Raw genomic sequence first — 22,106 nt, 5'->3', positions numbered from 1 at the left:
TGGATAACTATTTCAAACGATAGTAAAGCTCGCGGTACGACTTCGCCGCGACGTGCCAGCTAAAATCCATGGCCATTGCCTGCCGTTGCACAAAACGCCAGAGCGAAGGCCGGGACCACAACACGAAAGCCCGTCTAATCGCTCTTAATAGCGACCAGGCGTTACTATCTTCAAATACAAACCCACTGGCGATACCGTCCGCCAGGTTTTCCAGCGAACTATCAGACACCGTATCAGCCAGCCCACCGGTGCGCCGCACTAGCGGCAGCGTGCCGTACTTCAATCCATATAATTGCGTTAAGCCGCAAGGTTCAAAGCGGCTGGGCACCAGAATCACATCCGCGCCACCCATAATGCGATGTGAGAACGCCTCGTGATAGCCGATCTGCACGCCGACCTGACCCGGGTGCTCTGCGGCGGCGGCAAGAAACCCTTCCTGCAATATGGGGTCGCCTGCGCCGAGCAACGCCAGTTGCCCGCCCTGCTCTAACAAACCCGGTAAGGCTTCCAGCACCAGATCCAGACCTTTCTGGCTGGTCAGGCGGCTGACGACCGCAAACAACGGGGCCTTGTCATTGACCTTTAAGCCCATCGCTATCTGCAACTGCCGTTTGTTTTCCGCTTTCTCTTCCAGCGAATCACGCGTGTAGCGTGACGCCAGCAGAAGATCGGTTTCCGGGCTCCAGATATTCTCGTCCACACCGTTCAACACGCCGGACAGACGTCCTTCACGATGCCGTTGTTGCAGCAAACCTTCCATCCCGTAGGCAAACTGCGCTTCCGTGATTTCACGTGCATAGGTCGGGCTGACCGCCGTGATATGGTCGGCGTAGTACAACCCCGCCTTCAGGAATGAAATCTGTCCGTTAAACTCCAGTCCGTGCACATTAAAGAACGACCATGGCAATTGGATGTCATCCATATGCTTTGCATAAAACATGCCTTGATATGCCAGGTTGTGTACGGTGAACACCGATTTCGCCGGATGGCCGCGCGCCGCCAGATAGGCTGGCGCCAGACCTGCATGCCAGTCGTGCGCATGCACCACATCCGGGCGCCAGAATGGATCAAGGCCGCAGGCCATTTCACATCCGACCCACCCCAGCAACGCAAAACGCAGCACGTTATCGGTGTACGCAAATAAGTTGGTGTCGTGATACGGGCTACCCGGACGGTCATACAAATGGGGAGCATCAATCAGGTAGATACCGACACCGTTGTAATGACCGAACAACAGCGTGATCCTTCCTGCGAAGGTGTCGCGTCGGGTAACCACCTTTGCATCGGTTACCCCCCGACGAATGTCAGGAAATGCAGGAAGCAATACACGGGCATCCACGCCATCCGCAATTTGTGCCGCCGGCAATGCGCCAATCACATCCGCCAGCCCCCCGGTTTTCAACAGAGGGAACATCTCTGAACATACATGTATAACCTGCATTATCGCTCCTGGTTGACCTGCAGTTTGCGCAGCATCTCACGCGTGACCAGCACAATGCCTTCTTCTGAACGGTAAAAACGACGCGCATCCTCTTCCGCGTTTTCACCAATCACCATGCCTTCCGGGATCACACAAGCGCGATCGACGATGCAACGGCGCAAACGGCAGGAACGCCCGACCCAAACTTCTGGCAACAAGACTGCCGAATCAATGTTACAGAACGAATTCACCCTTACCCGTGGGAACAGAACCGACTGCACCACCACCGAACCGGAAATAATACAGCCGCCGGAAACCAGCGAGTTGAGCGTCATCCCGTGACTGCCGGAGCGGTCCTGCACAAATTTCGCGGGCGGCAACGGTTCCATGTGCGTACGGATGGGCCATTCCTGGTCGTACATATCGAGCTCAGGCGTGACAGACGCCAGATCGAGGTTGGCTTTCCAGTATGCTTCCAGGGTTCCAACATCGCGCCAGTACGGTTCGGCATCCGCGTCTGACTGCACGCAGGACAATGGGAATGGATGCGCAAAAGCCAGGCCAGCTTCGGTAATTTTCGGAATAATATCTTTGCCGAAGTCATGGCTGGACGCGTCATTCTCATCATCTTCTGCCAGCAGTTCATAGAGGTAATCAGCATCAAAAACATAGATGCCCATACTGGCGAGGGACCTGGTCGGATCGTTTGGCATCGCTGGCGGGTTCGCCGGTTTTTCCACAAACTCGATAATTTTGTCGGTCTCATCAACAGCCATCACGCCAAACGCGCTGGCTTCTTCGATAGGCACCGGCATACATGCCACGGTACAACGCGCCCCTTTCTCAACATGGTCTATCAGCATGCGAGAGTAATCTTGCTTATAGATGTGATCGCCCGCGAGGATCACCACATATTCCGCTTTATAGCGACGAATGATGTCCAGGTTTTGGGTGACGGCATCTGCGGTGCCACGATACCAGTTTTCGCCCTGCATCCTTTGCTGAGCGGGCAGCAAGTCAACAAACTCATTCATCTCTTCACTGAAGAATGACCAGCCGCGTTGAATATGCTGCACCAGGGTATGGGACTGATACTGCGTGATGACGCCGATACGGCGGATCCCAGAGTTAATGCAATTGGATAACGCAAAATCGATAATGCGGAACTTGCCGCCAAAGTGAACGGCTGGCTTGGCGCGTTTGTTGGTTAAGTCTTTTAGACGGGTACCACGGCCACCGGCCAGGATCAGGGCAACAGATTTCAATGGCAGCTGGCGCGCCAACATTAAACGATCGTTTTTATCTAAACTCACCATGACTAACTCCTTTTTTATCATCTTTGGAACACACACAGTCCGTGCGCAGGTCCCTGCCAGATAGCCGTAATCACTGGATTATCCTCTCCAGCAAATGGAGGAATAGCGCGCCATTCCCCTTCAGGTAAAACGATATCTGTTACCTCAAGCGTGGCGTTTATTGCGATCAGAAAACGACCCGACAGCAAGATTTGCATCTGTTTCGGTCCGTTTTGCCACTCATCCGCACTCAAGGGTTGTGCGTACTGATTAAGCCACTGCACATTGCCGTCGTTCTCTTCCCACCAGCTATCCCGGGTTAACGCAGGGATCTTCTGGCGAAGATGAATCAACGCGGCAGTGAACAGGGTTAACCCACTGTTCGCCTGCTGCCAGTCCAGCCAGGTTAAGGCATTATCCTGGCAGTAAGCGTTGTTGTTGCCATGCTGGCTGTGACCATGCTCATCGCCCGCAAGCAACATCGGCGTCCCCTGAGAGAGCAGTAACGTCGTCAACAGGGCATGAATGCTGTCGCGCCGCCGTTCAATCAGGTCTAACGTACCGCCTAATCCTTCTTTACCATGATTGTTACTATAATTGTTGTTGGTGCCGTCGCGATTTTCCTCACCGTTTGCCTCATTATGTTTCTGATTGAAACAAACACAGTCTCTGATCGTAAATCCGTCATGGGCAGTAACCAGATTCACTGTTGCGCTGGGTTTACGGCCATTGCGTTTAAATACATCGCTGGAGGCGGCAAAACGCTGCGCAAAATCACCCGGAGACAAATTGCGTTGCAACCAAAAACGCCGGGCCGCGTCGCGGAAATGATCGTTCCACTCGGCAAACGGTGGCGGGAAATTACCGACCTGATATCCCCCTTCACCAATATCCCATGGCTCAGCAATCAGCTTAATATTTGAAAGCAACGGGCAGTTTTTGATGGCGTTAAACAGCGGCGCATCCTGACGAAACTCAGGCGTACGCCCCATGACGGAGGCCAGATCAAAACGAAAACCATCAACATGGCACGTCTCAACCCAGTAACGCAGGCACTCGCACGCATACTCCACCACGCCGGGATGGCTTAAATTGAGCGTATTACCACAGCCGGTCCAGTTGTGGTAATCACCATCCTCCTTAATCCAATAATAGCTACGGTTGTCGATTCCGCGCAGAGAGAAGAACGGACCGTCGAGATCCAACTCCGCACTATGATTGAGAACAATGTCGAGAATGACTTCAATACCGGCTTTATGCAGCGCTTTCACCGCGTCGCGAAATTCATCGAGCGCAGTCTCCGGGGAGCAGGCATATGCCGGATGAAGCGAGAACATCGCCATGGGGTTATAGCCCCAGTAGTTCGACAGCCCCAGCCGTTGTAAACGCGGTTCGCTGGCGAAATGCACCACCGGCAACAGCTCCAGGGCGGTGATTCCCAACTGTTTGAAATAAGCCACCATCACCGGATGACCAAGCGCCTTGTAAGTGCCGCGTATCTCCTCCGGGATCCCCGGATGCAGATACGTCAGCCCCTTCACGTGCGCCTCGTAGATCACCGAATTGCCCCACGGCGTGCGCGGCGGGGCATCGTCTTCCCAGTCATAATGGTCGGCCACCACCACGCATTTTGGCGCGAAGGCGGCGCTGTCACGGCGATCCGGCGCGTCATATCCGCCATGCAACTCGGGATAATCTTTCAGTTCGCCTTCCACCCGGCGGGCATAAGGGTCAATCAGCAATTTCGCCGGATTGAAAAGCAACCCCTGTTCAGGTTTCCACGGACCATACACACGATAACCGTAACGCAGGCCGGGCCTGGCATCGGCCAGATAACCATGCCAGACATCGCCGCTCCGCCCCGGAAGCTCATAACGCTGCTCGCCCCCCTGCGCATCGAAAACGCACAGTTCAACGCGCGCGGCATTCACCGAAAAGAGCGTAAAGTTAACGCCATGACCGTCGTAGGTTGCGCCATGCGGCGTGGCGTTACCGATGGCCAGTTGGCTCATTCCCCCTCCCGCATCAGCCAGATGGTGGCTAACGGCGGCAAAGTTAGGCTCAGTGAGTGCTGGCGACCGTGACTGGCAATTTCATCGCTTTGTACGGCTCCGCCATTGCCGGTATTACTGCCGTGATAGTGCATGGAGTCGGTATTCACTATCTCGCGCCATTTCCCCGGCTGATTAATGCCGAAGCGATAGCCAGGACGTGGGACCGGCGTAAAGTTGCTGGCGACAATAATTTCGTTACCTGCTTTGTCCCGACGGGCAAAAATCAGCACCGAACGTTCGTTGTCGTCCACCACCAGCCATTCGAATCCATACCCATCAAAATCAACCTCATGCAGCGCTTTATGGTGACGGTAGGTGTGGTTCAGATCGCGGACCAGGCGCTGGACGCCGTGGTGCCAGTTGTCGCCGCCTTCCAGCAGATGCCAGTCAAGGCTGGCGTCGTGGTTCCATTCGCGTCCCTGGGCAAACTCGTTGCCCATAAACAGTAACTTCTTACCAGGGAAAGCCCACATCCAGCCGTAATAGGCACGCAGGTTGGCAAATTTCTGCCAGGCGTCGCCGGGCATGCGATCAAGAATGGATTTTTTGCCGTGGACCACTTCGTCATGCGACAGCGGCAGAACAAAGTTTTCGGTGTAGTTGTACAGCATGCCGAAGGTCAGCTTATCATGATGATACTGACGATGGACCGGATCCAGCTTCATATAGTCCAGCGTGTCATGCATCCAGCCGAGGTTCCATTTGAACCAGAAGCCCAGCCCCCCCATGTCCTGCGGGCGAGAAACCCCCGGAAAATCCGTAGACTCTTCCGCCATACTGACCGCGCCGGGCACCTGTTCGCCCAGAATACGGTTGGTATTGCGTAAAAATTCGATCGCTTCGAGGTTTTCGCGACCGCCATACTCGTTAGGGATCCACTCACCTTCTTTGCGGCTGTAGTCGCGATAAATCATCGACGCGACGGCGTCCACGCGCAGCGCATCAATCCCGAAACGTTCAATCCAGTACAGGGCGTTACCGACCAGATAGTTACTGACTTCGCGGCGACCGTAGTTGTAGATCAGCGTGTTCCAGTCCTGATGGTAGCCTTCGCGTGGGTCGCTGTGTTCGTAAAGGTCGGTGCCGTCAAACTCCGCCAGGCCAAAGTCGTCTGACGGAAAATGCCCCGGGACCCAGTCGAGAATGACGTTCAGCCCCGCCTGATGTGCGGCATTGACGAAGTAACGGAAGTCGTCGCGCGTACCAAAACGACGCGTCGGCGCATACAGGCCGGTAGGCTGGTAGCCCCAACTGCCGTCAAACGGGTGTTCATTAATCGGCAGTAACTCAATGTGCGTGAAGCCCATCCACTTCACGTAGGGAATCAACTGATCTGCCAGCTCACGATAACTGAGCCAGAAATTATTGTCGGTGTGACGACGCCAGGAGCCGAGATGCACCTCATAAATGGAGATGGGCGCGTCGAATTGATTGGCCTGTTTGCGCGCCTCGCTCTGGACGACCTTTTCCGGCAAACCGCAAATGAGCGACGCCGTCTCCGGGCGCATTTGCGCCTCAAACGCATAGGGGTCGGCTTTAACGCGCAGGCGGCCATGTGCGTCGATCATTTCATATTTATACAGCTGACCATTTTGCGCGCCGGGGATAAACAGCTCCCAGATGCCGCTCTCTTTGCGCAGACGCATTGGGTGGCGACGACCATCCCAGTAGTTGAACTGCCCGACCACCGAGACGCGTCGGGCGTTAGGCGCCCAGACAGAGAAACGCGTACCGGTAACGCCGTCCATCGTATCCGCATGCGCCCCCAGGGTTTCATACGGACGCAGATGGGTGCCTTCAGATAATAACCAGGCATCCATTTCCTGGATCAGAGGGCCAAAGCGATAAGGATCATCAATCAGATTCTGTTGCCCATGCCAGACAACAGCGAGTTGATAGCGGAAGACATTTTTACGCCGGGGCATTACGCCGCAGAAAAAACCCCGTGAGTCGAGGCATTCCAGATTGCCGACTTTACGCCCGGTTTTAGGTTCAATCACCCACACTTCGGTGGCGTCAGGTAATAGGGCCCGGACCTCAAGTCCAGCGTCAGTTTGATGCATACCGAGTACGGAAAAAGGATCCGCAAAGTGGCCTGCAATAAGCGCATTAATCACGTCTCTATCGATACGAACGGACATGGTTGTCATCCTGTTTTATGGTATCGCCCCTTCCAACTGATCTTCGACATCAGGTAGCGACACTTCTTTGACCTGAACGGCGCAGCACAATGTGCATCCTTTCTGCTCCGTCCTACCTCCAGGCAAGGTCTAAATACGCACCGTATTTAGCCACCCTTAAAGAATAGCCAATGCTTTATCTAACTCCTGGTAAATAATGAAACATCGCGTTTACTCCTGTATTACGCAAAAAAGGGGTGACTCAGCACCCCTGTATATTTAACACACTGTTAGGCCAACTGACGCAGCATTCTGCGCAGCGGTTCTGCAGCGCCCCACAGCAGTTGATCGCCGACGGTAAAGGCTGACAGGAACTCGGGTCCCATGTTCAGCTTACGCAGACGCCCTACTGGCGTGGTTAGCGTGCCGGTAACGGCCGCCGGGGTTAACTCACGCATGGTAATTTCACGATCGTTAGGTACGACTTTCGCCCACGGGTTATGGGCCGCCAGCAGTTCTTCCACGGTCGGAATAGAGACATCTTTTTTAAGTTTAATGGTGAACGCCTGGCTGTGGCAGCGCAGCGCGCCCACGCGCACGCACAGACCATCCACCGGGATCACGGAGGCGGTGTTGAGGATCTTGTTGGTTTCCGCTTGTCCCTTCCACTCTTCACGGCTCTGGCCGTTATCAAGCTGTTTGTCGATCCACGGGATCAGGCTGCCCGCCAGCGGTACGCCAAAGTTATCAACCGGTAACTCGCCGCTACGGCTCAGGGTGGTGACTTTACGTTCGATATCGAGGATCGCAGAAGAAGGGGTCGCCAGTTCCTCGACCACATGACCATACAAATGGCCCATCTGGCTCAGCAGTTCGCGCATATGGCGTGCGCCGCCGCCGGAAGCGGCCTGGTAGGTCGCGACAGATACCCAGTCAACCAGATCGTTGGCGAACAGGCCGCCAAGCGACATCAGCATCAGACTCACGGTGCAGTTGCCGCCGACGAAGGTCTTAATGCCTTTGTTTAAGCCGTCGGTGATGACATCCTGGTTAACCGGGTCGAGAATGATGATGGCGTCGTCTTTCATACGCAGTGAGGAAGCGGCATCAATCCAGTAACCCTGCCAACCGCTTTCACGAAGCTTTGGATAGATTTCGTTGGTATAATCGCCGCCCTGGCAGGTCACGATGATATCGAGCGCTTTCAGCGCTTCCAGATCAAACGCGTCCTGAAGCATGCCGGTGGAGGTCGCACCAAACGTCGGTGCCGCCTGCCCGAGCTGGGAAGTAGAAAAGAAAACAGGGCGAATGGCGTCGAAGTCGCGCTCTTCAACCATGCGTTGCATGAGTACAGAGCCGACCATACCGCGCCAGCCGATAAAACCAACATTTTTCATAGCGTTTTTTTCCTGCAGAGATGTGTGCTGTGTATGTGTGCCAGTATCCTGCGGCACATCCTTCACCATACAAAAAGCAGCCAAAGTCGCAAGTGAAATTAATCAATGATAGCGAAGCCATCAGTAATGCGACTTATCCCGCTGCGCAAACAAGCAGAAAGTCCGTACTGATTATCTGGGAATTTGACTTATGAATGAAATCATTTCGGCGGCAGTTTTGTTGATCTTGATTATGGATCCACTCGGAAATCTGCCCATTTTCATGTCCGTACTGAAACATACCGAACCCAAACGCCGACGCGCAATTATGGTTCGCGAGCTGTTTATTGCGCTGTTGGTGATGCTGATATTCCTGTTTGCGGGCGAGAAAATTCTGGCATTTCTTAACCTGCGTGCAGAAACCGTGTCGATTTCCGGGGGCATCATTCTGTTCCTGATCGCCATCAAGATGATTTTCCCCAGCGCCACCGGGAATAGCGCCGGGCTTCCGGCGGGTGAAGAGCCGTTTATCGTACCGCTGGCGATCCCGCTGGTTGCAGGCCCGACGATCCTGGCATCGTTGATGCTGTTATCGCACCAATACCCGAATCAGATGGGGCATCTGGTGATTGCCCTGCTGATCGCCTGGGGCGGAACATTTGTGATTTTGCTGCAATCGTCGCTGTTTTTACGCCTGCTGGGCGAGAAAGGGGTTAACGCGCTGGAGCGTCTGATGGGGCTGATTCTGGTGATGATGGCGACCCAGATGTTCCTGGATGGCGTTCGGATGTGGATGAAGGGGTGACGTTGTGCCGGGTGGCGGCTTCGCCTTACCCGGCCTACGATGTCGAATATGTGCTCGTGTGTAGGCCCGGTAAGCGTAGCGCCACCGGGCAATCAACAACGTGAATGTGTTTTTAAGAAACACCTCAAGCTTTTAAGTCGCTGAAAAAACGTATTTTCATTTCTGCGAAGCGCCTTCCGGAATGCCCTCTTGTCAGCCTCACAGATAAGCATTATCTTCTCGCTGCGCCTGCAAAATCAGGTGCCAGAATTAGCCTTCTGAAAATCCTCATCGGTGACGCAAGTATTTTTGTGTCGCACGCTTAGCTACACTTCAATGGTGGGCCGGGCGGGGGCGTCGTAAGACGCGCCGGTATCCGATGAGGCCGGTAAGGCTAACCCTGCCCGGTTCCGCCACCCATGGAGATTAGCCTCTCCAGTGGCGGATGAAAATCACTCATCGGAGGCTGCCCCTATGGCTACTACCCCTCTCTTTTCACACGCTTTATTTACCCTGCCCTTTAGCCATGCCACGGATTTCACCGAGCTGGCGGATAACTGCGAGCGTTTTGTCGAAGGGCTTGTTGAATGTCATGACCCGGTTGAAAAACTGGCGATTTGCGCGCGTCTGTCGGCCTGTCTCGCGTTATTGCAACCGACGCTGACGGAACCCGTACCGCAACACCTGCAAGCCAGCCTGACGGTAGAAACATTACCGACCCGTTTCCCCCTCTTCGAGCCTGAACCCGATCAAATGGGGCGTTACTGCCAGTTATTAACACTCTTACTGATGAGCAAAACGCTTTCTGATGATATGGAACGGGTTGCGGGTGATTTGCTACAGGATCTGGTGGGTTATTTCGCCGATACGCTGAAAGCACCGCGTTGGTTGAAAACCGAGAATGGTGTGGTGATGCTGTAAAAAAGCCGGGTGGCGCTTACGCTTACCCGGCCTACGGCCTGAATAGGTGCGCGGATCCAGGCCCGGTAAGCGCAAGCGCCACCGGGCATCGGACTCAGCTCAGCAGCTGGAACGCAATCATACCGACAATCGCGCCAACGGTGCCGAGGATGGTTTCCATCATCGTCCAGGTCTTCAACGTTTGTGCTTCGGTCGCGCCGGTAAACTTACCGAACAACCAGAAACCGGCGTCGTTAACGTGACTGACCACGATTGAACCGCCTGCAATACAGATGGACAGTGCCGCCATCTGCGCACCGGAGAAGTTCAGTTGTTCAATTACCGGCATCACCAGACCGACCGCCGTTAAGCACGCGACCGTCGCAGAACCCTGAATGATACGGACCGCCGCCGCCAGCACGAAGCAGGTAATGGCAATCGGTAAGCCCATGCCAGTCAACGCTTCGCCCAGTGCAGGACCCACGCCGGAATCGACCAGTACCTGTTTGAACACGCCACCTGCACCAATCACCAGCAGAATAATCCCCGCCGGTTGCAGCGCATGACCACAAATTTCCATCACTTTGTCTTTCGGCATGCCCTGACGCATTGCCAGGCCATAAATCGCCACCAGACACGCCACCAGAATCGCGGTGAACGGATGACCAATAAATTCAAACCATTGGTAAGCGTCAGACCCGACCGGCACAAAGCGTGCCGCGATAGTTTTAAACCCAACCAGCACCAGCGGCAGCAGGATCAGCGACAGACTAAAGCCGAAGGACGGCATTTTGCCCTCGCCCAGATGCGGTTCGGTAATGTCGTCAGGAATATTCAGTTCGACATAACGGCTAATGAAATTGCCCCACAGCGGCCCGGCGATAATCATGCCGGGGATTGCCGCGCACAGGCCAATCAGGATCATCCAGCCAAAATCGGCGTGCATTTGGGAGGCCAGCAGCATCGGCGCAGGCCCCGGCAACAGAAATGCGGCGGCGGCAGCCACACCCGCAAACAGCGGGATCACCAGCTTCACGAGGTTGGTGCCCGTATGACGCGCCATAGAGAACGCGACGCTAATCAGCAGGACGATCGCCACCTCAAAGAATAGCGGCAGCGCGCAAATCAGACCCGCCAGACCAATCGCATAATGCGCCCGGCTGTGGCCGAAAGATTTGAGCATTTTGACGGCGATCTGATCGACCGCCCCGGTTTCATGCAAAATCTTGCCGAACATGGCTCCCAGGGCGACCACAATCGCCAGGAAGCCCAGGGTTCCCCCCATTCCCTTTTCCATCGTCGCTGCGATTTTGTCGAGCGGCATTCCGGAAAAGAGACCTGCACCAATAGACACCACCATCAAAGCAACGAAGGCGTGCATACGCGCCTTCATCACTAAAAACAACAGCAGTAAAACAGACCCTACTGCTGTTAAAACAAGCGTTAATGTACTCACTACTTACTGCCTTTGTTAATAACCTCAACGGTGCTTGCGACAACACCTTCCAGTGGCTGATCGATATTCACCACCAGGACATCGCTCTCGTCAGCGCCCGGTTCTTCCAGTGTTTCAAACTGGGTCACCAACATCTGCGTTTTGAAGAAGTGGCCTTTACGCGCCTTCAGGCGGTTTTCGATCACTTCAAAGTCCCCTTTCAGATAGATGAAAGAGAGGTTCGGGTTACCGTCGCGCAGCAGGTCACGGTAATGTTTTTTCAAGGCGGAACAGACGATCAGCGAAACCTTGTTGGTACGCTGCATCGCGAACGCAGCATCATTCAGCGCCTGTAACCACGGTTTACGGTCGTCGTCATTCAGCGGCTCGCCGGACGCCATTTTCGTGATGTTGCAGCGCGGATGGAGAAAATCGCCATCAAGAAACGCGGCATTCAGTTGATGCGCCACTTCGCTGGCGACAGCGGATTTACCGCTGCCTGATACGCCCATCAGAACGTAAACGTGGTGATCATGGTTAGTCGTGCTCAAAGTGGGCCCCCACAGTACAAGGTTCAGAGAATTGTTACGGGTAACTGTTATCGGTAACATTGTCCGGCCGGACAAATAGAGAAGCAATATCCATTCGTGCCAGAAGTGAATAAGTGTGAGCTACTTCAAACTTGTTGGGTTAAATAGATCCGCCCGGTGACAAGGTGAAACCTAAATCTAACATTTTAGGTGTCACTGTTTCGCCACGAATGCGCGCCAGCAGACGTTCTGCACCAATGCTGCCCATTCGCTCACGTGGCGTGAGTACGCTGGCCAGACGGGGTTCCATCACCTGACCGATATCATGTCCGTGGAAACCGGCGATCGCTATATCATCAGGAATTTTGAGTCCTAAACGCTGGCACTCAAACGCCGCACCGACAGCCAGGTCATCGTTGGTACAAAACACACCATCCAGTTGAGGATATTCGCGTCTTGCCTGACGAATCAGCTCAATACCGGCAGAGTAAGAAGAAGACTGTTCCACCATCACGCTGTAAGGCACCAGGCCAGCATCCAGCATCGCCTGTTCGTAGCCCTTCTGTTTGATGATAGTACGTTCATCGAGACGCGCCCCCAGATAGGCGATATGGCGATGGCCACGCGCGATAATCGCGGCAGTCATCTGACGCCCGGCTTCAAAGTTGTCAAAACCCACCGCAATGTCCAGACACGGAGACTGGCTGTCCATCAGTTCGACAACCGGAATACCCGCGACCTCAATCATCTTCAGGGTGCGCGCCGTGTGGGTACGTTCAGTGAGGATCAGGCCATCGATATTCCACGACAGCATCGATTCCAGACGCTCCTGTTCCATCTCAGGTTTATAGCCATAGTGCGCCAGCATGGTCTGATAACCGTGGGCGTCAGTGACGGCCTCAATGCCGCGTAATACTTCAGCAAAAACCTGGTTGGTGAGAGAGGGTAACAGCACGCCGATTGCACGGCTGGTGGCGTTAGAAAGGATATCAGGAGCACGATTGGGAATATAACCCAGTTCATCAAGTGCAGCTGCAATTTTGCCGCGCAGCGCAACAGAGACCTGCTCTGGATTACGCAAAAAACGGCTGACCGTCATTTTGGTCACGCCCACGCGGTCGGCCACATCCTGAAGTACGGGTCTTTTCTTTTTCATCGTCCTGAAAGGTACAAAAAGGGGATCATTCCCCCGAGTTTATCACGGACTTGCAAAATTAATGACAAACGATGAAGGCCGGATGGCAACGCTCACGCGTCTTATCCGGCCCTGGGAAAGTAATGACGTGTATTTTTATACTGGCGGCAGATCAAACAACAACACTTCACTGTCGCTGTCGGCATGAATAGAGATTGCCTGCTCATCCCAGATTGCCAGACCGTCGCTGGTCGACGCTTTGGTGCCATTAATGGTGACATTACCTTTCACCACCTGGATCCAGACGCGGCGCTCAGCGGAGATCTGATGCACTGACTGCTCATCTTTCAGCAACGCCCAGCGATACAGCTCCATATCCTGATACACCTTCAGCGAACCGTCACGCGCATCCGGCGACAGCACCAATTGCTTGCCCTGTACGGCATCAAAGCGACGCTGTTCGTAGCGTGGCGTAATCCCGTTTTCCTGCGGCATGATCCAGATCTGGTACAGATGCAGCTTCTCAGTGTCGCTCGGGTTGTACTCCGAGTGACGGATCCCCGTCCCGGCGCTCATGATCTGAAATTCGCCCGCCGGAACCTGCTCTTTATTGCCCATACTGTCCTGATGCTCAACCGCGCCTTCCAGAACATACGTCAGGATTTCCATGTCTTTATGGGGGTGAGTTCCAAAGCCCTGACCGGCTTCAATCACGTCATCGTTGATGACACGCAGCGCCGAGAATCCCATAAAGTTCGCGTCGTAATAGTTGGCAAACGAGAAGGTATGCCTGGAATCCAGCCAACCATGATTGGCGTGGCCACGGTCGTTTGCTTTACGTAAGTAGATCATTGTATTCACCCCCGGATGTTTTCGATGGACTCAGTGTGGACCCAATCCTTCTGCGATCATAGAGGGTGAAAATTGACTCCTCTGTTCAAAAATTATGAACAATTACAGAGGAGCCTGTTTTACTTATCTGGCGAGGGTAATCGTCGCTGGAGAAGCCTGTTCGAAGGCGCGTTCGAGGATTTCCAGATTGGTGAGAACGTCAGATTCCTTGACGTAGTTCGGTTTGCCGGTGGTTAACGTCTCATACAACGCATCATAGACGCGTCCGTAGTCACCGGGCTCTGGCGTCATCTCTTCTCTTACGGTGATGCCGTCTTCGTTCACATACTCCAGTCGACCAACCGAATCATCAGCCGCAAATCCGGGTTCGCCGGGCATGATATTGGCCTTCAGGCTGGTTTCCTGCTGGTCGATACCATATTTCACAAACGAGCCTTTCGTCCCGTGGACGATAAACTTCGGATACTCGATTTTCACCAGATGACTGGTTTTGACGATGGCTTTGAGGTTGCCGTAAAAGAGCTGCGCTTCAAAGGTGTCATCCGGGTTAGCGCAGTTGCGCACGCTACGGATGTCGTAGGCCACATTATTTGGTCGGCCAAACAGCGAGATGATTTGGTCCAGGGTATGCACGCCAAGACCGTAAAAGGCACCATCCTGCGGTAAACCGGGTTTGGTTTCCACCACCGGGCGGTAATAGTCAAAGTGACTTTCGACTTCCACGATGTCGCCCAGCTTGCCGCTTTCGATCGCTTTTTTAGCGGTCAGGAAGCAGGAATCAAAGCGACGATTCTGGTACGGCGTAACGGTCAGCCCTTTGCTTTTCGCCAGTTCAAACAGCACTTTCGCTTGCGCCAGCGTCGGGGTAAACGGTTTTTCAACCAGTACGTTCTTCCCGGCTTCCAGCGCGCGCCTGGCGTAATCGAAGTGGCTGTCAGCGTGGGTACATACAATCACCAACGTCACCTGCGGATCGTTAAACACCTCATCGAGATCACTGGTGAAATGGATGTGGGAGTACTGCGGGTGCTGCTCCTCCGGCTTCGCGCTGCGACGATAGATATGCGCAACGTGCCAGCGGTCTTTACGATGAAGGACATACGGAAGGTGGTAGCGAGTGGTACTTTTACCGAACCCGATGAATGCGCAGTGTAAGGTCATGAAAGCGTCCTTTTGACGGTGATTGCATACACCATAGCGCAAAGCGGAGAGGGACAAAACATTGAACGTTGTAGACCGGATAAGCGCCAGCGCCATCCGCAACAGCCGTGCAGCGCCGGATGGCGGCGTTACCTTATCCGGCCTACAAAACACAGATGCCCACACACCACTTTCACAAATGCCCGCGCCTCGGGCGTCAGTGGCGCAGGCAGATTATTCACGGCCTGCGCGCAGCAACCGGAGCGTACATAGAGTACGTGAGGATTATTCGCTTCGCTCACCCCTTCGGGACCGCACTAAAGTGCGTTCAAAACGCAATGCGTTTTGTGCGAGCACAGCCCGGGATTAAGCTGGCAAGCAAACTAGCCCGAAACACACTCAAAAAAAAGCCAGCGCAAGGCTGGCTAAAATAATACTGGAAGCAATGTGAGCAATGTCGTGCTTTCAGGTTCTCCGCATGGGTTTCCCTGAACGCACGGCAATAATAATCATTATCATTCGCACTTGTCCAATACTTTTTGCAAAAAAAGACGGTTGACTCAAATTTCAAAGTCAATGATGTTTAAAAGGACATTTACCCCACAGAGGACGAAGGAATGAGTGACATTGTGATACGCCATGCAGAACCGAGAGATTACGACGCTATCCGTCAAATCCATGCCCAGCCAGAGGTGTATCACAACACGCTACAGGTTCCTCATCCATCCATGGAAATGTGGCAGGAGCGACTAGCCGATCGCCCCGGCATCAAACAACTGGTTGCCTGTATTGATGATATTGTGGTGGGGCATCTCTCCATTGCGGTCGCCCAGCGCCCGCGCCGTAGCCATGTCGCCGATTTTGGTATTTGCGTCGGTGCGCAGTGGCAAAATCGCGGCGTCGCCAGTGCGTTAATCCGTACGATGATCGACATGTGCGACAACTGGCTGCGGGTGGATCGCATCGAGTTAACGGTATTTGTCGATAACGCCCCGGCGATTGCGGTGTACAAAAAGCTGGGATTCGTGATTGAAGGCACCGGGAAGAAATACGGTCTGCGCAATGGTGAGTATGTGGATGCGTATTTTATGGCGCGAGTGAAATGATGTTTGCCGGATGGCGCAGCGCGTTATCCGGCAAACACGGGCTTATTGCCCGGCAGGCGTAGCGCCACCGGGCATTTCAAATCAATATCCTGCCGTTAAATCATCGACTGAACGTGGGTCTGACGCGCCATACAACGCGCCATCCGGTCCCACCATAATGCTCTGGGTGCTGCCCATCGCCTCTTTCAGCACGACTTTCTGCCCCTTTTGTTCCAGCAGTTTGACGGTATCCGGGCTAAACCCTTTCTCCACGCGCAACTCATCCGGTAACCACTGATGATGGAAACGCGGCGCATTGGTTGCTTCAGCGACGTTCATTCCAAAATCAACACTGTTCACCACCATTTGCAGCACAGTCGTGATAATTCGGCTACCGCCAGGGCTGCCGGTCACCAGCCAGGTTTTGCCGTCTTTCACCACGATGGTTGGCGACATGGACGACAGCGGGCGTTTCTTCGGCCCCACTGCATTGGCATCGCCGCCCACCAGACCGTAGACGTTTGGCACACCCGGTTTGGCAGAAAAGTCGTCCATCTCGTTATTGAGCAGAATCCCGCTGTTTCCGGCCACAATCCCGGTGCCAAACGTGGTGTTCAGGGTGTAGGTCACCGCCACGGCGTTACCGTCTTTATCCACCACTGAGAAGTGGGTGGTCTGGTTACTTTCGTACGGCGCAAGTTTACCCGGTTTTATTTCGCTGGACGGTTTGGCCTTGTTGATATCTATCTGATCAGAAATAGATTTTGCATACGCTTTATTCGTTAACGCCTGCCACGGCACCTTCACAAAATCCGGGTCGCCGAGATATTCAGAGCGGTCGGCATAGGCATGTTTCTCGGCCTCCGCCATCACTTGCATCGCGTCCGCGCTGCCGAATCCGTATTTCTTCATATCGAAGTTTTCAAGGATATTAAGGATCTGCACGATATGAATACCGCCGGAGGACGGTGGCGGCATGGAGAAGACCTGATAGCCACGATAGTCGCCGCTGATCGGCGTGCGTTCCACCGCTTTATAGGCCGCCAGATCGTCTTTGGTCATCAACCCGCCGTTCTTCTGCATCTCTTGTGCAATCTGGTCTGCTATCGCCCCTTTATAAAAGGCATCCGGGCCGTTTTCCGCAATCAGTTCCAGACTTTTCGCCAGATCTTTTTGCACCAGTTTGTCACCCTTTTTCAGCGGCTCGCCGTCTTTCCAGAAAATCGCTTTACTGTTCTCATGGTTGGGGAGCACTTCGCTGCCGTAGGTTTTCAGATCGTCGGCCAGCGCATCGTTAACGATAAACCCCTCCTCCGCCAGTTTCATTGCCGGGCGCACCACTTTGTTCAGCGGCATCGTGCCGTATTTCTCCAGCGCCAGCGAGAAGCCCGCGACAGTTCCCGGCGTACCGGAAGCCAGATGCGAGGTCAGCGATTTATTGCTGTCGGGATTACCCTGATCGTCGAGGAACATGTCACGGGTGGCACCGGCTGGCGCCATTTCACGAAAATCGATTGCCGTGGTATTACCGTCTTTGGTGCGCAGCAGCATAAATCCGCCACCGCCTAAATTACCGGCCTGCGGATGGGTGACGGCCAGCGCATAGCCCACCGCCACTGCGGCATCCACGGCGTTACCGCCCTGCTTAAGAATATCGACCCCCACCTGGGTGGCCATCGCATCCACTGAAGCCACCATCCCCTGCGTCGCCCGCACAGGATGGAACACATCCTCTTCAACGCCGTATGACACCGGAGATGGCGCTGGCGGCGCAGCAACAACACTAAAGCAGCTTCCTGACAGCAGAGCAGCAAGCGCTACCCGGCGAAAAAACGTCGGTTTCATCATTATGATTCTCCAGAAGTTCCGGGGTCAGCCCCCCACTAATCCTGGTGCATAACTCTGAAATAACCATCGTTACGGTAAGAAAGGAGTAAACTTAAGAGATCCCCCCAGAGGAGGAAAGACGATGAAACGATTCTTTATTTTAACGGCGCTGCTGCCGTTTGCTGTTTTTGCACAGCCCATCAACACCATGAATAACCCGAACCAGCAAGGTTATCAGATACCCAGTCAGCAACGCATGCAGACGCAAATGCAGTCGCAGCAAATCCAGCAGAAAGGGATGCTCAACCAACAGCTGAAAACACAAACTCAACTTCAGCAGCAGCATCTGCAAACGCAGATGAACAATAACACCCAGCGGGTCCAGCAAGGTCAGGTACGCGAACAACCGTTACCGAATACCAACGGCGGCATGCTGAACAGCGGAACAGGTCAGAATAGCGGTCAGCAGCATATGCTGCCGCCGCGTCAGAATGGCGATATGCTTAATAATTCGCAGCGGTAAAGTCCGGGCCTATAACGTCGATCGCATCGGTGCAGATGCAGTTCACCCCCCAGCGCAGCAATTGTGCGGCGCGCTGGGGTTTGTTGACGGTGTAGACCAGAATCTTCAGCCCCGCCTCGCGCAGGCTTTCGACCCGCGCTTCATTCAGCAGATGATGATTAAGATGAATGGAGACGCACTCCAGTTGCGTGGTCAGTTCACGCCAGTCATCACGCCACTCATCCAGCAACAGCCCACGCGGTAGTTCCGGCGCAGCCTGTTGTGCAGCTTCCAGCGCATCAATTTCAAACGAAGAGAGTAGCGGTGGCGTCATATCCGCCCACAGCGCGCGCGCCGCCAGCGCCACCGCGTTGCCCGTCAACGGCCCGGTGCCGGTGGTGGGTTTAATTTCGATATTGGCCATCATGCCGTATTTCCGACAGCGCTCCGCCACCTGTGCGAGCAACGGTAACGGTTCACCTTTGAACTCACCGCTGAACCAGCCGCCCGCATCCACGCGCAAGAGGTCCTGCCAGGCCAACTCCCCTGCCACGCCCCAGCCGTTGCTGGTGCGCTCGAGATTGTCGTCATGCAACAGGAAGATTTCGCCGTCTTTCGACAATTTAACGTCAAATTCGATCATGGTGTGCCCATAACGCGCCCCCACGTCAATGGCCGCCAGGGTGTTTTCCGGAGCCAGTTTGCCGCCGCCGCGATGGGCTGCAACGTGGGGGTAAGGCCAGTTACTCATAGTCGTTGTCCTGTTTCACCATCAAAAAGATGCAAATGATTGTCCGGCAGATGGAGCCACAGTGTGTTGCCTGCGGTTGGGCGTTCCTGATGCGCGAGGCGCACCACCAGCTTCTGCTCGCCCCAGCGCCCGTGCGCGAGATTATCCGCGCCCAGCATCTCCAGTGTCTCCACCACCAGCGGCACGCCGCCTTCTGCCTGCGAGCTTAGCGCAATATGCTCCGGGCGGATACCGAGGGTCATTTTACGTCCGGCGTGTTGGCGATGCTCACCGTTAAGCGCCAGTGCGAGGCCGCCTTCCAGTTCAAAGTGAGTGCCTTCGCTGTTAAGTCGCCCCGCCAGCAGATTCATCGCCGGGCTGCCGATAAAACTCGCCACAAACAGGCTGGCGGGTTTTTCGTAGACTTCCACCGGCGTACCGATTTGCTCGGCAACACCGTTATTCATCACCATCACCCGCTGGGCGAGGGTCATCGCTTCCACCTGATCATGGGTGACGTACAGCGAGGTCGTTTTCAGGCGACGGTGCAGTTGTTGCAGTTCAAGACGCATCTGCACGCGCAGTTTGGCATCGAGGTTAGAGAGCGGCTCATCGAACAGGAACACCGCCGGGTCACGCACGATGGCGCGCCCCATCGCCACACGCTGGCGCTGGCCGCCGGAAAGCTCACGCGGGCGGCGTTTGAGCAAACCGTCCAGTTCCAGAATGCGGGCGGCCTCTTTAACGCGTTCAGCAATCTGACCTTTGTCCATTCCACGAATCTTCAGCCCCCACGCCATGTTCTCCTCCACGCTCATATGGGGGTAGAGCGCGTAGTTCTGGAACACCATCGCAATGCCGCGATCTTTCGGCTCTAGTTCGGTCACACACTGGCCGTCGATCCAGATATCGCCGCTGGTCGCCCGCTCCAGCCCGGCGACCATCCTCAGCAGCGTCGATTTCCCGCAGCCGGAGGGACCCACCATCACGATAAATTCACCGTCTGCCACTTCCAGCGTCAGCGGTTTAATGACCTGGGTTTTGCCATCCCAGCTTTTGGTTACTGCCTGTAACGTTAATCCCGCCATCTTATTTCTCACTGTCCACTAAACCGCGTACGAAGGCACGCTGCATCACTAAAACAACCACCACCGGTGGGATAAGCGTTAACAACATTGCCGCCATCACATGATTCCATTGAGTCGTGCCTTCGCCGGTGGCGATCATCCCCTTAATACCCGCCACGGCGGTGCCGAGATCAACATCGGTGATAATCAGCAGCGGCCACAGATACTGGTTCCAGCCGTAGATAAAGGTGATCACGAACAGCGCCGCGAGGTTGGTTTTCGACAGCGGAAAGACGATGTCGCGAAAGAAGCGCATCGGCGAAGCGCCGTCGATGCGTGCTGCTTCCACCAGTTCATCCGGCAACGTCATAAAGAACTGGCGGAACAGAAAGGTCGCGGTGGCCGACGCCATCAGCGGCAGCGTCAGACCGGCGTAGCTGTCGAGCATTTTCAGGTTGGCGATCACTTCTACCGTCGGGAAAATACGCACTTCAACTGGCAGCATCAGGGTGATAAAGATCATCCAGAAGAACAGGTTACGCAGTGGAAAACGAAACCAGACGATAGCGAACGCCGAGAGCATCGAAACCGTGATTTTGCCCACCGTGATGCTGAACGCCATCACAAAGCTGTTGAGCATCATCCGCCAGAACGGCGCGCTGTTCACGCCGACGCCGTTGATCCAGATGGTGTGCATATTTTCCAGCAAATGCCTGCCGGGGATCAGCGTCATCGGCGCGGCAAACACCGCCTGGTCATCCAGCGTCGCCGCCACAAACGCGACATACAGCGGGAAGAGAATCACCGCGATCCCCAAAATCAACATGGTATGGCTGAATATTGTCAGCCACGGACGGTTCTCAATCATTGGTAGCGCACCTTACTTTCGACATAGCGGAACTGCACCACCGTCAGCACAATGACAAGGAACATCAGCACCACCGACTGCGCGGCGGAAGCCGAGAGATCCAGCCCGGTAAAACCTTCACGGTAGATCTTATAGATAAGCGTCGTCGTCGCCTGTACTGGTCCCCCGGCGGTGGCCGCGTCGATCACCGGGAAAGTGTCGAAGAAGGCGTACACCAGATTGACCACCAGCAGGAAGAAACTCACCGGCGCAATCAGCGGCAGGGCGAGCTTAAAGAAGCGGCGAATCGGGCCAGCGCCATCAATCGCCGCCGCTTCGATAAGCGATCGAGGAATGGATTGCAGCGCGGCATAGAAGAAAAGGAAGTTGTAACTAATCTGCTTCCAGACAGAAGCGAACACCACGAGGAACATCGCCTGACCGCTGTATTGCGCGTGGTTCCAGTCGTAACCAAACTCGGCGAGAAAATGGGTGATCAGTCCGCGACCGGGGTTAAACAGGAAGATCCACAGCACGGCGGCCACTGCGGGCGCAACAGCGTAGGGCAGCAACATCAAGGTTTGATAGATGCGGCTACCGCGCACGATGTACTCCACCAGCGCGGCGAAGAACAGCGAGACCAGCAGGCCGCTGACGGTGACCAGGGTGCTGAATTTAATCGTCGTCCAGAAAGAGTCGAGATAGTAGCTGTCATGAAACAGCGCGACGAAGTTCTCCAGCCCAACGAACCGGCTGGAGAAACCAAACGGATCGACGCTTTGTAGGGAATACCACAGCGCTTCACCCGCAGGCCAGATAAAGAAAATAAGGGTGATAACCAACTGCGGAGCGACCAACAAATAGGGCAACCAACGCGAGCGGAACACCGGACGGGATGAAGACATAAGGGGTTGATTCCTGAACAACGCCGGATGACGCTACGCTTATCCGGCCTACAGGTTCGTGTAGGCCGGGTAAGGCGAAGCCGCCACCCGGCATTTCACTCA

19 protein-coding genes are annotated in these 22,106 nt (G+C 54.7%); 4 read left to right on the top strand and 15 right to left on the bottom strand.

The features are described 5' to 3' along the window. Positions 1-7: 7 nt before the first annotated feature. The 5 genes from glgA to asd form a co-directional block, all read right to left on the bottom strand. Positions 8-1,441 (bottom strand): glycogen synthase GlgA, encoded by a 1,434-nt coding sequence (gene glgA / locus JM656_RS01270; RefSeq protein WP_192614260.1) that lies wholly within the window; start codon positions 1,439-1,441, stop codon positions 8-10. Then, entirely contained in the window at positions 1,441-2,736 is a 1,296-nt protein-coding gene (gene glgC / locus JM656_RS01265) for a glucose-1-phosphate adenylyltransferase (RefSeq protein WP_203359711.1), read from the bottom strand. The genes glgA and glgC overlap by 1 nt, the downstream gene beginning before the upstream one ends. A gap of 17 nt (positions 2,737-2,753) precedes the next feature. Further along, positions 2,754-4,727: a glycogen debranching protein GlgX gene (gene glgX, locus JM656_RS01260; protein ID WP_203359710.1), complete on the bottom strand. Its 1,974-nt coding sequence runs from the start codon at positions 4,725-4,727 to the stop codon at positions 2,754-2,756. Then, on the bottom strand, positions 4,724-6,910 hold the full coding sequence (glgB, locus tag JM656_RS01255) for a 1,4-alpha-glucan branching enzyme (RefSeq protein ID WP_203359709.1): 2,187 nt from the start codon (positions 6,908-6,910) through the stop codon (positions 4,724-4,726). Before glgB ends, glgX begins: the two co-directional genes overlap by 4 nt. Before the next feature lie 269 nt (positions 6,911-7,179). After that, complete coding sequence (gene asd / locus JM656_RS01250; RefSeq protein ID WP_203359708.1) at positions 7,180-8,286, bottom strand: aspartate-semialdehyde dehydrogenase; 1,107 nt, start codon at positions 8,284-8,286, stop codon at positions 7,180-7,182. A gap of 190 nt (positions 8,287-8,476) precedes the next feature. Here asd and yhgN point away from each other — a divergent pair, with 190 nt between their 5' ends. Together yhgN and JM656_RS01240 are read left to right on the top strand one after the other, a co-directional pair. Continuing rightward, the gene (gene yhgN / locus JM656_RS01245; protein ID WP_192614255.1) at positions 8,477-9,070 is read left to right on the top strand and encodes an NAAT family transporter YhgN; all 594 of its coding nucleotides are present in this window, start codon (positions 8,477-8,479) and stop codon (positions 9,068-9,070) included. Between the two features lie 453 nt (positions 9,071-9,523). Next, the gene (locus JM656_RS01240; RefSeq protein ID WP_203359707.1) at positions 9,524-9,970 is read left to right on the top strand and encodes a hypothetical protein; all 447 of its coding nucleotides are present in this window, start codon (positions 9,524-9,526) and stop codon (positions 9,968-9,970) included. A 94-nt stretch (positions 9,971-10,064) separates the two neighbouring features. Here JM656_RS01240 and gntU read toward each other — a convergent pair whose 3' ends face one another. The 5 genes from gntU to JM656_RS01215 all read right to left on the bottom strand — a co-directional run bounded on the left by gntU (position 10,065) and on the right by JM656_RS01215 (position 15,062). Further along, a complete protein-coding gene (gene gntU, locus JM656_RS01235; protein WP_192614253.1) occupies positions 10,065-11,405 on the bottom strand; it encodes a gluconate transporter in 1,341 nt (446 codons plus the stop codon). Continuing rightward, positions 11,405-11,935 (bottom strand): gluconokinase, encoded by a 531-nt coding sequence (gene gntK, locus JM656_RS01230; RefSeq protein ID WP_203359706.1) that lies wholly within the window; start codon positions 11,933-11,935, stop codon positions 11,405-11,407. The genes gntU and gntK overlap by 1 nt, the downstream gene beginning before the upstream one ends. 139 nt (positions 11,936-12,074) lie before the next feature. Next, positions 12,075-13,070 carry a gluconate operon transcriptional repressor GntR gene (gene gntR, locus JM656_RS01225; RefSeq protein WP_203359705.1) on the bottom strand — a complete coding sequence of 332 codons (996 nt, stop codon included), beginning with the start codon at positions 13,068-13,070 and terminating at the stop codon, positions 12,075-12,077. A gap of 135 nt (positions 13,071-13,205) precedes the next feature. Continuing rightward, positions 13,206-13,901: a quercetin 2,3-dioxygenase gene (yhhW, locus tag JM656_RS01220; RefSeq protein ID WP_203359704.1), complete on the bottom strand. Its 696-nt coding sequence runs from the start codon at positions 13,899-13,901 to the stop codon at positions 13,206-13,208. Positions 13,902-14,024: 123 nt separating this feature from the next. After that, positions 14,025-15,062 carry an oxidoreductase gene (locus JM656_RS01215; protein ID WP_203359703.1) on the bottom strand — a complete coding sequence of 346 codons (1,038 nt, stop codon included), beginning with the start codon at positions 15,060-15,062 and terminating at the stop codon, positions 14,025-14,027. A 596-nt stretch (positions 15,063-15,658) separates the two neighbouring features. Between JM656_RS01215 and yhhY the strand changes: the two genes are divergently transcribed. Beyond that, positions 15,659-16,147 carry an N-acetyltransferase gene (gene yhhY / locus JM656_RS01210; RefSeq protein ID WP_203359702.1) on the top strand — a complete coding sequence of 163 codons (489 nt, stop codon included), beginning with the start codon at positions 15,659-15,661 and terminating at the stop codon, positions 16,145-16,147. An 81-nt stretch (positions 16,148-16,228) separates the two neighbouring features. Here yhhY and ggt read toward each other — a convergent pair whose 3' ends face one another. After that, positions 16,229-17,974, bottom strand: coding sequence for a gamma-glutamyltransferase (ggt, locus tag JM656_RS01205; protein ID WP_203359701.1), 1,746 nt, complete (start codon positions 17,972-17,974; stop codon positions 16,229-16,231). A 121-nt stretch (positions 17,975-18,095) separates the two neighbouring features. Here ggt and JM656_RS01200 point away from each other — a divergent pair, with 121 nt between their 5' ends. Beyond that, positions 18,096-18,476 carry a DUF2756 family protein gene (locus JM656_RS01200; RefSeq protein ID WP_203359700.1) on the top strand — a complete coding sequence of 127 codons (381 nt, stop codon included), beginning with the start codon at positions 18,096-18,098 and terminating at the stop codon, positions 18,474-18,476. Here JM656_RS01200 and ugpQ read toward each other — a convergent pair. From ugpQ to ugpA, 4 genes are read right to left on the bottom strand one after another with little or no spacing between them, the layout of a single operon-like run. Next, positions 18,457-19,206 carry a glycerophosphodiester phosphodiesterase gene (ugpQ, locus tag JM656_RS01195; protein ID WP_203359699.1) on the bottom strand — a complete coding sequence of 250 codons (750 nt, stop codon included), beginning with the start codon at positions 19,204-19,206 and terminating at the stop codon, positions 18,457-18,459. The genes JM656_RS01200 and ugpQ overlap by 20 nt on opposite strands. Further along, positions 19,203-20,273, bottom strand: coding sequence for a sn-glycerol-3-phosphate import ATP-binding protein UgpC (locus JM656_RS01190; protein WP_203359698.1), 1,071 nt, complete (start codon positions 20,271-20,273; stop codon positions 19,203-19,205). Before JM656_RS01190 ends, ugpQ begins: the two co-directional genes overlap by 4 nt. 1 nt (position 20,274) lies before the next feature. Next, entirely contained in the window at positions 20,275-21,120 is an 846-nt protein-coding gene (gene ugpE / locus JM656_RS01185) for a sn-glycerol-3-phosphate ABC transporter permease UgpE (RefSeq protein ID WP_203359697.1), read from the bottom strand. Then, positions 21,117-22,004 carry a sn-glycerol-3-phosphate ABC transporter permease UgpA gene (gene ugpA, locus JM656_RS01180; RefSeq protein WP_203359696.1) on the bottom strand — a complete coding sequence of 296 codons (888 nt, stop codon included), beginning with the start codon at positions 22,002-22,004 and terminating at the stop codon, positions 21,117-21,119. The genes ugpE and ugpA overlap by 4 nt, the downstream gene beginning before the upstream one ends. Positions 22,005-22,106: the final 102 nt, after the last annotated feature.

Origin of the sequence: Citrobacter sp. R56 (assembly GCF_016811995.1) — a bacterium.
Lineage (GTDB): Bacteria > Pseudomonadota > Gammaproteobacteria > Enterobacterales > Enterobacteriaceae > Citrobacter_D > Citrobacter_D enshiensis.
This window is presented reverse-complemented; position numbering and strand designations above follow the sequence as displayed.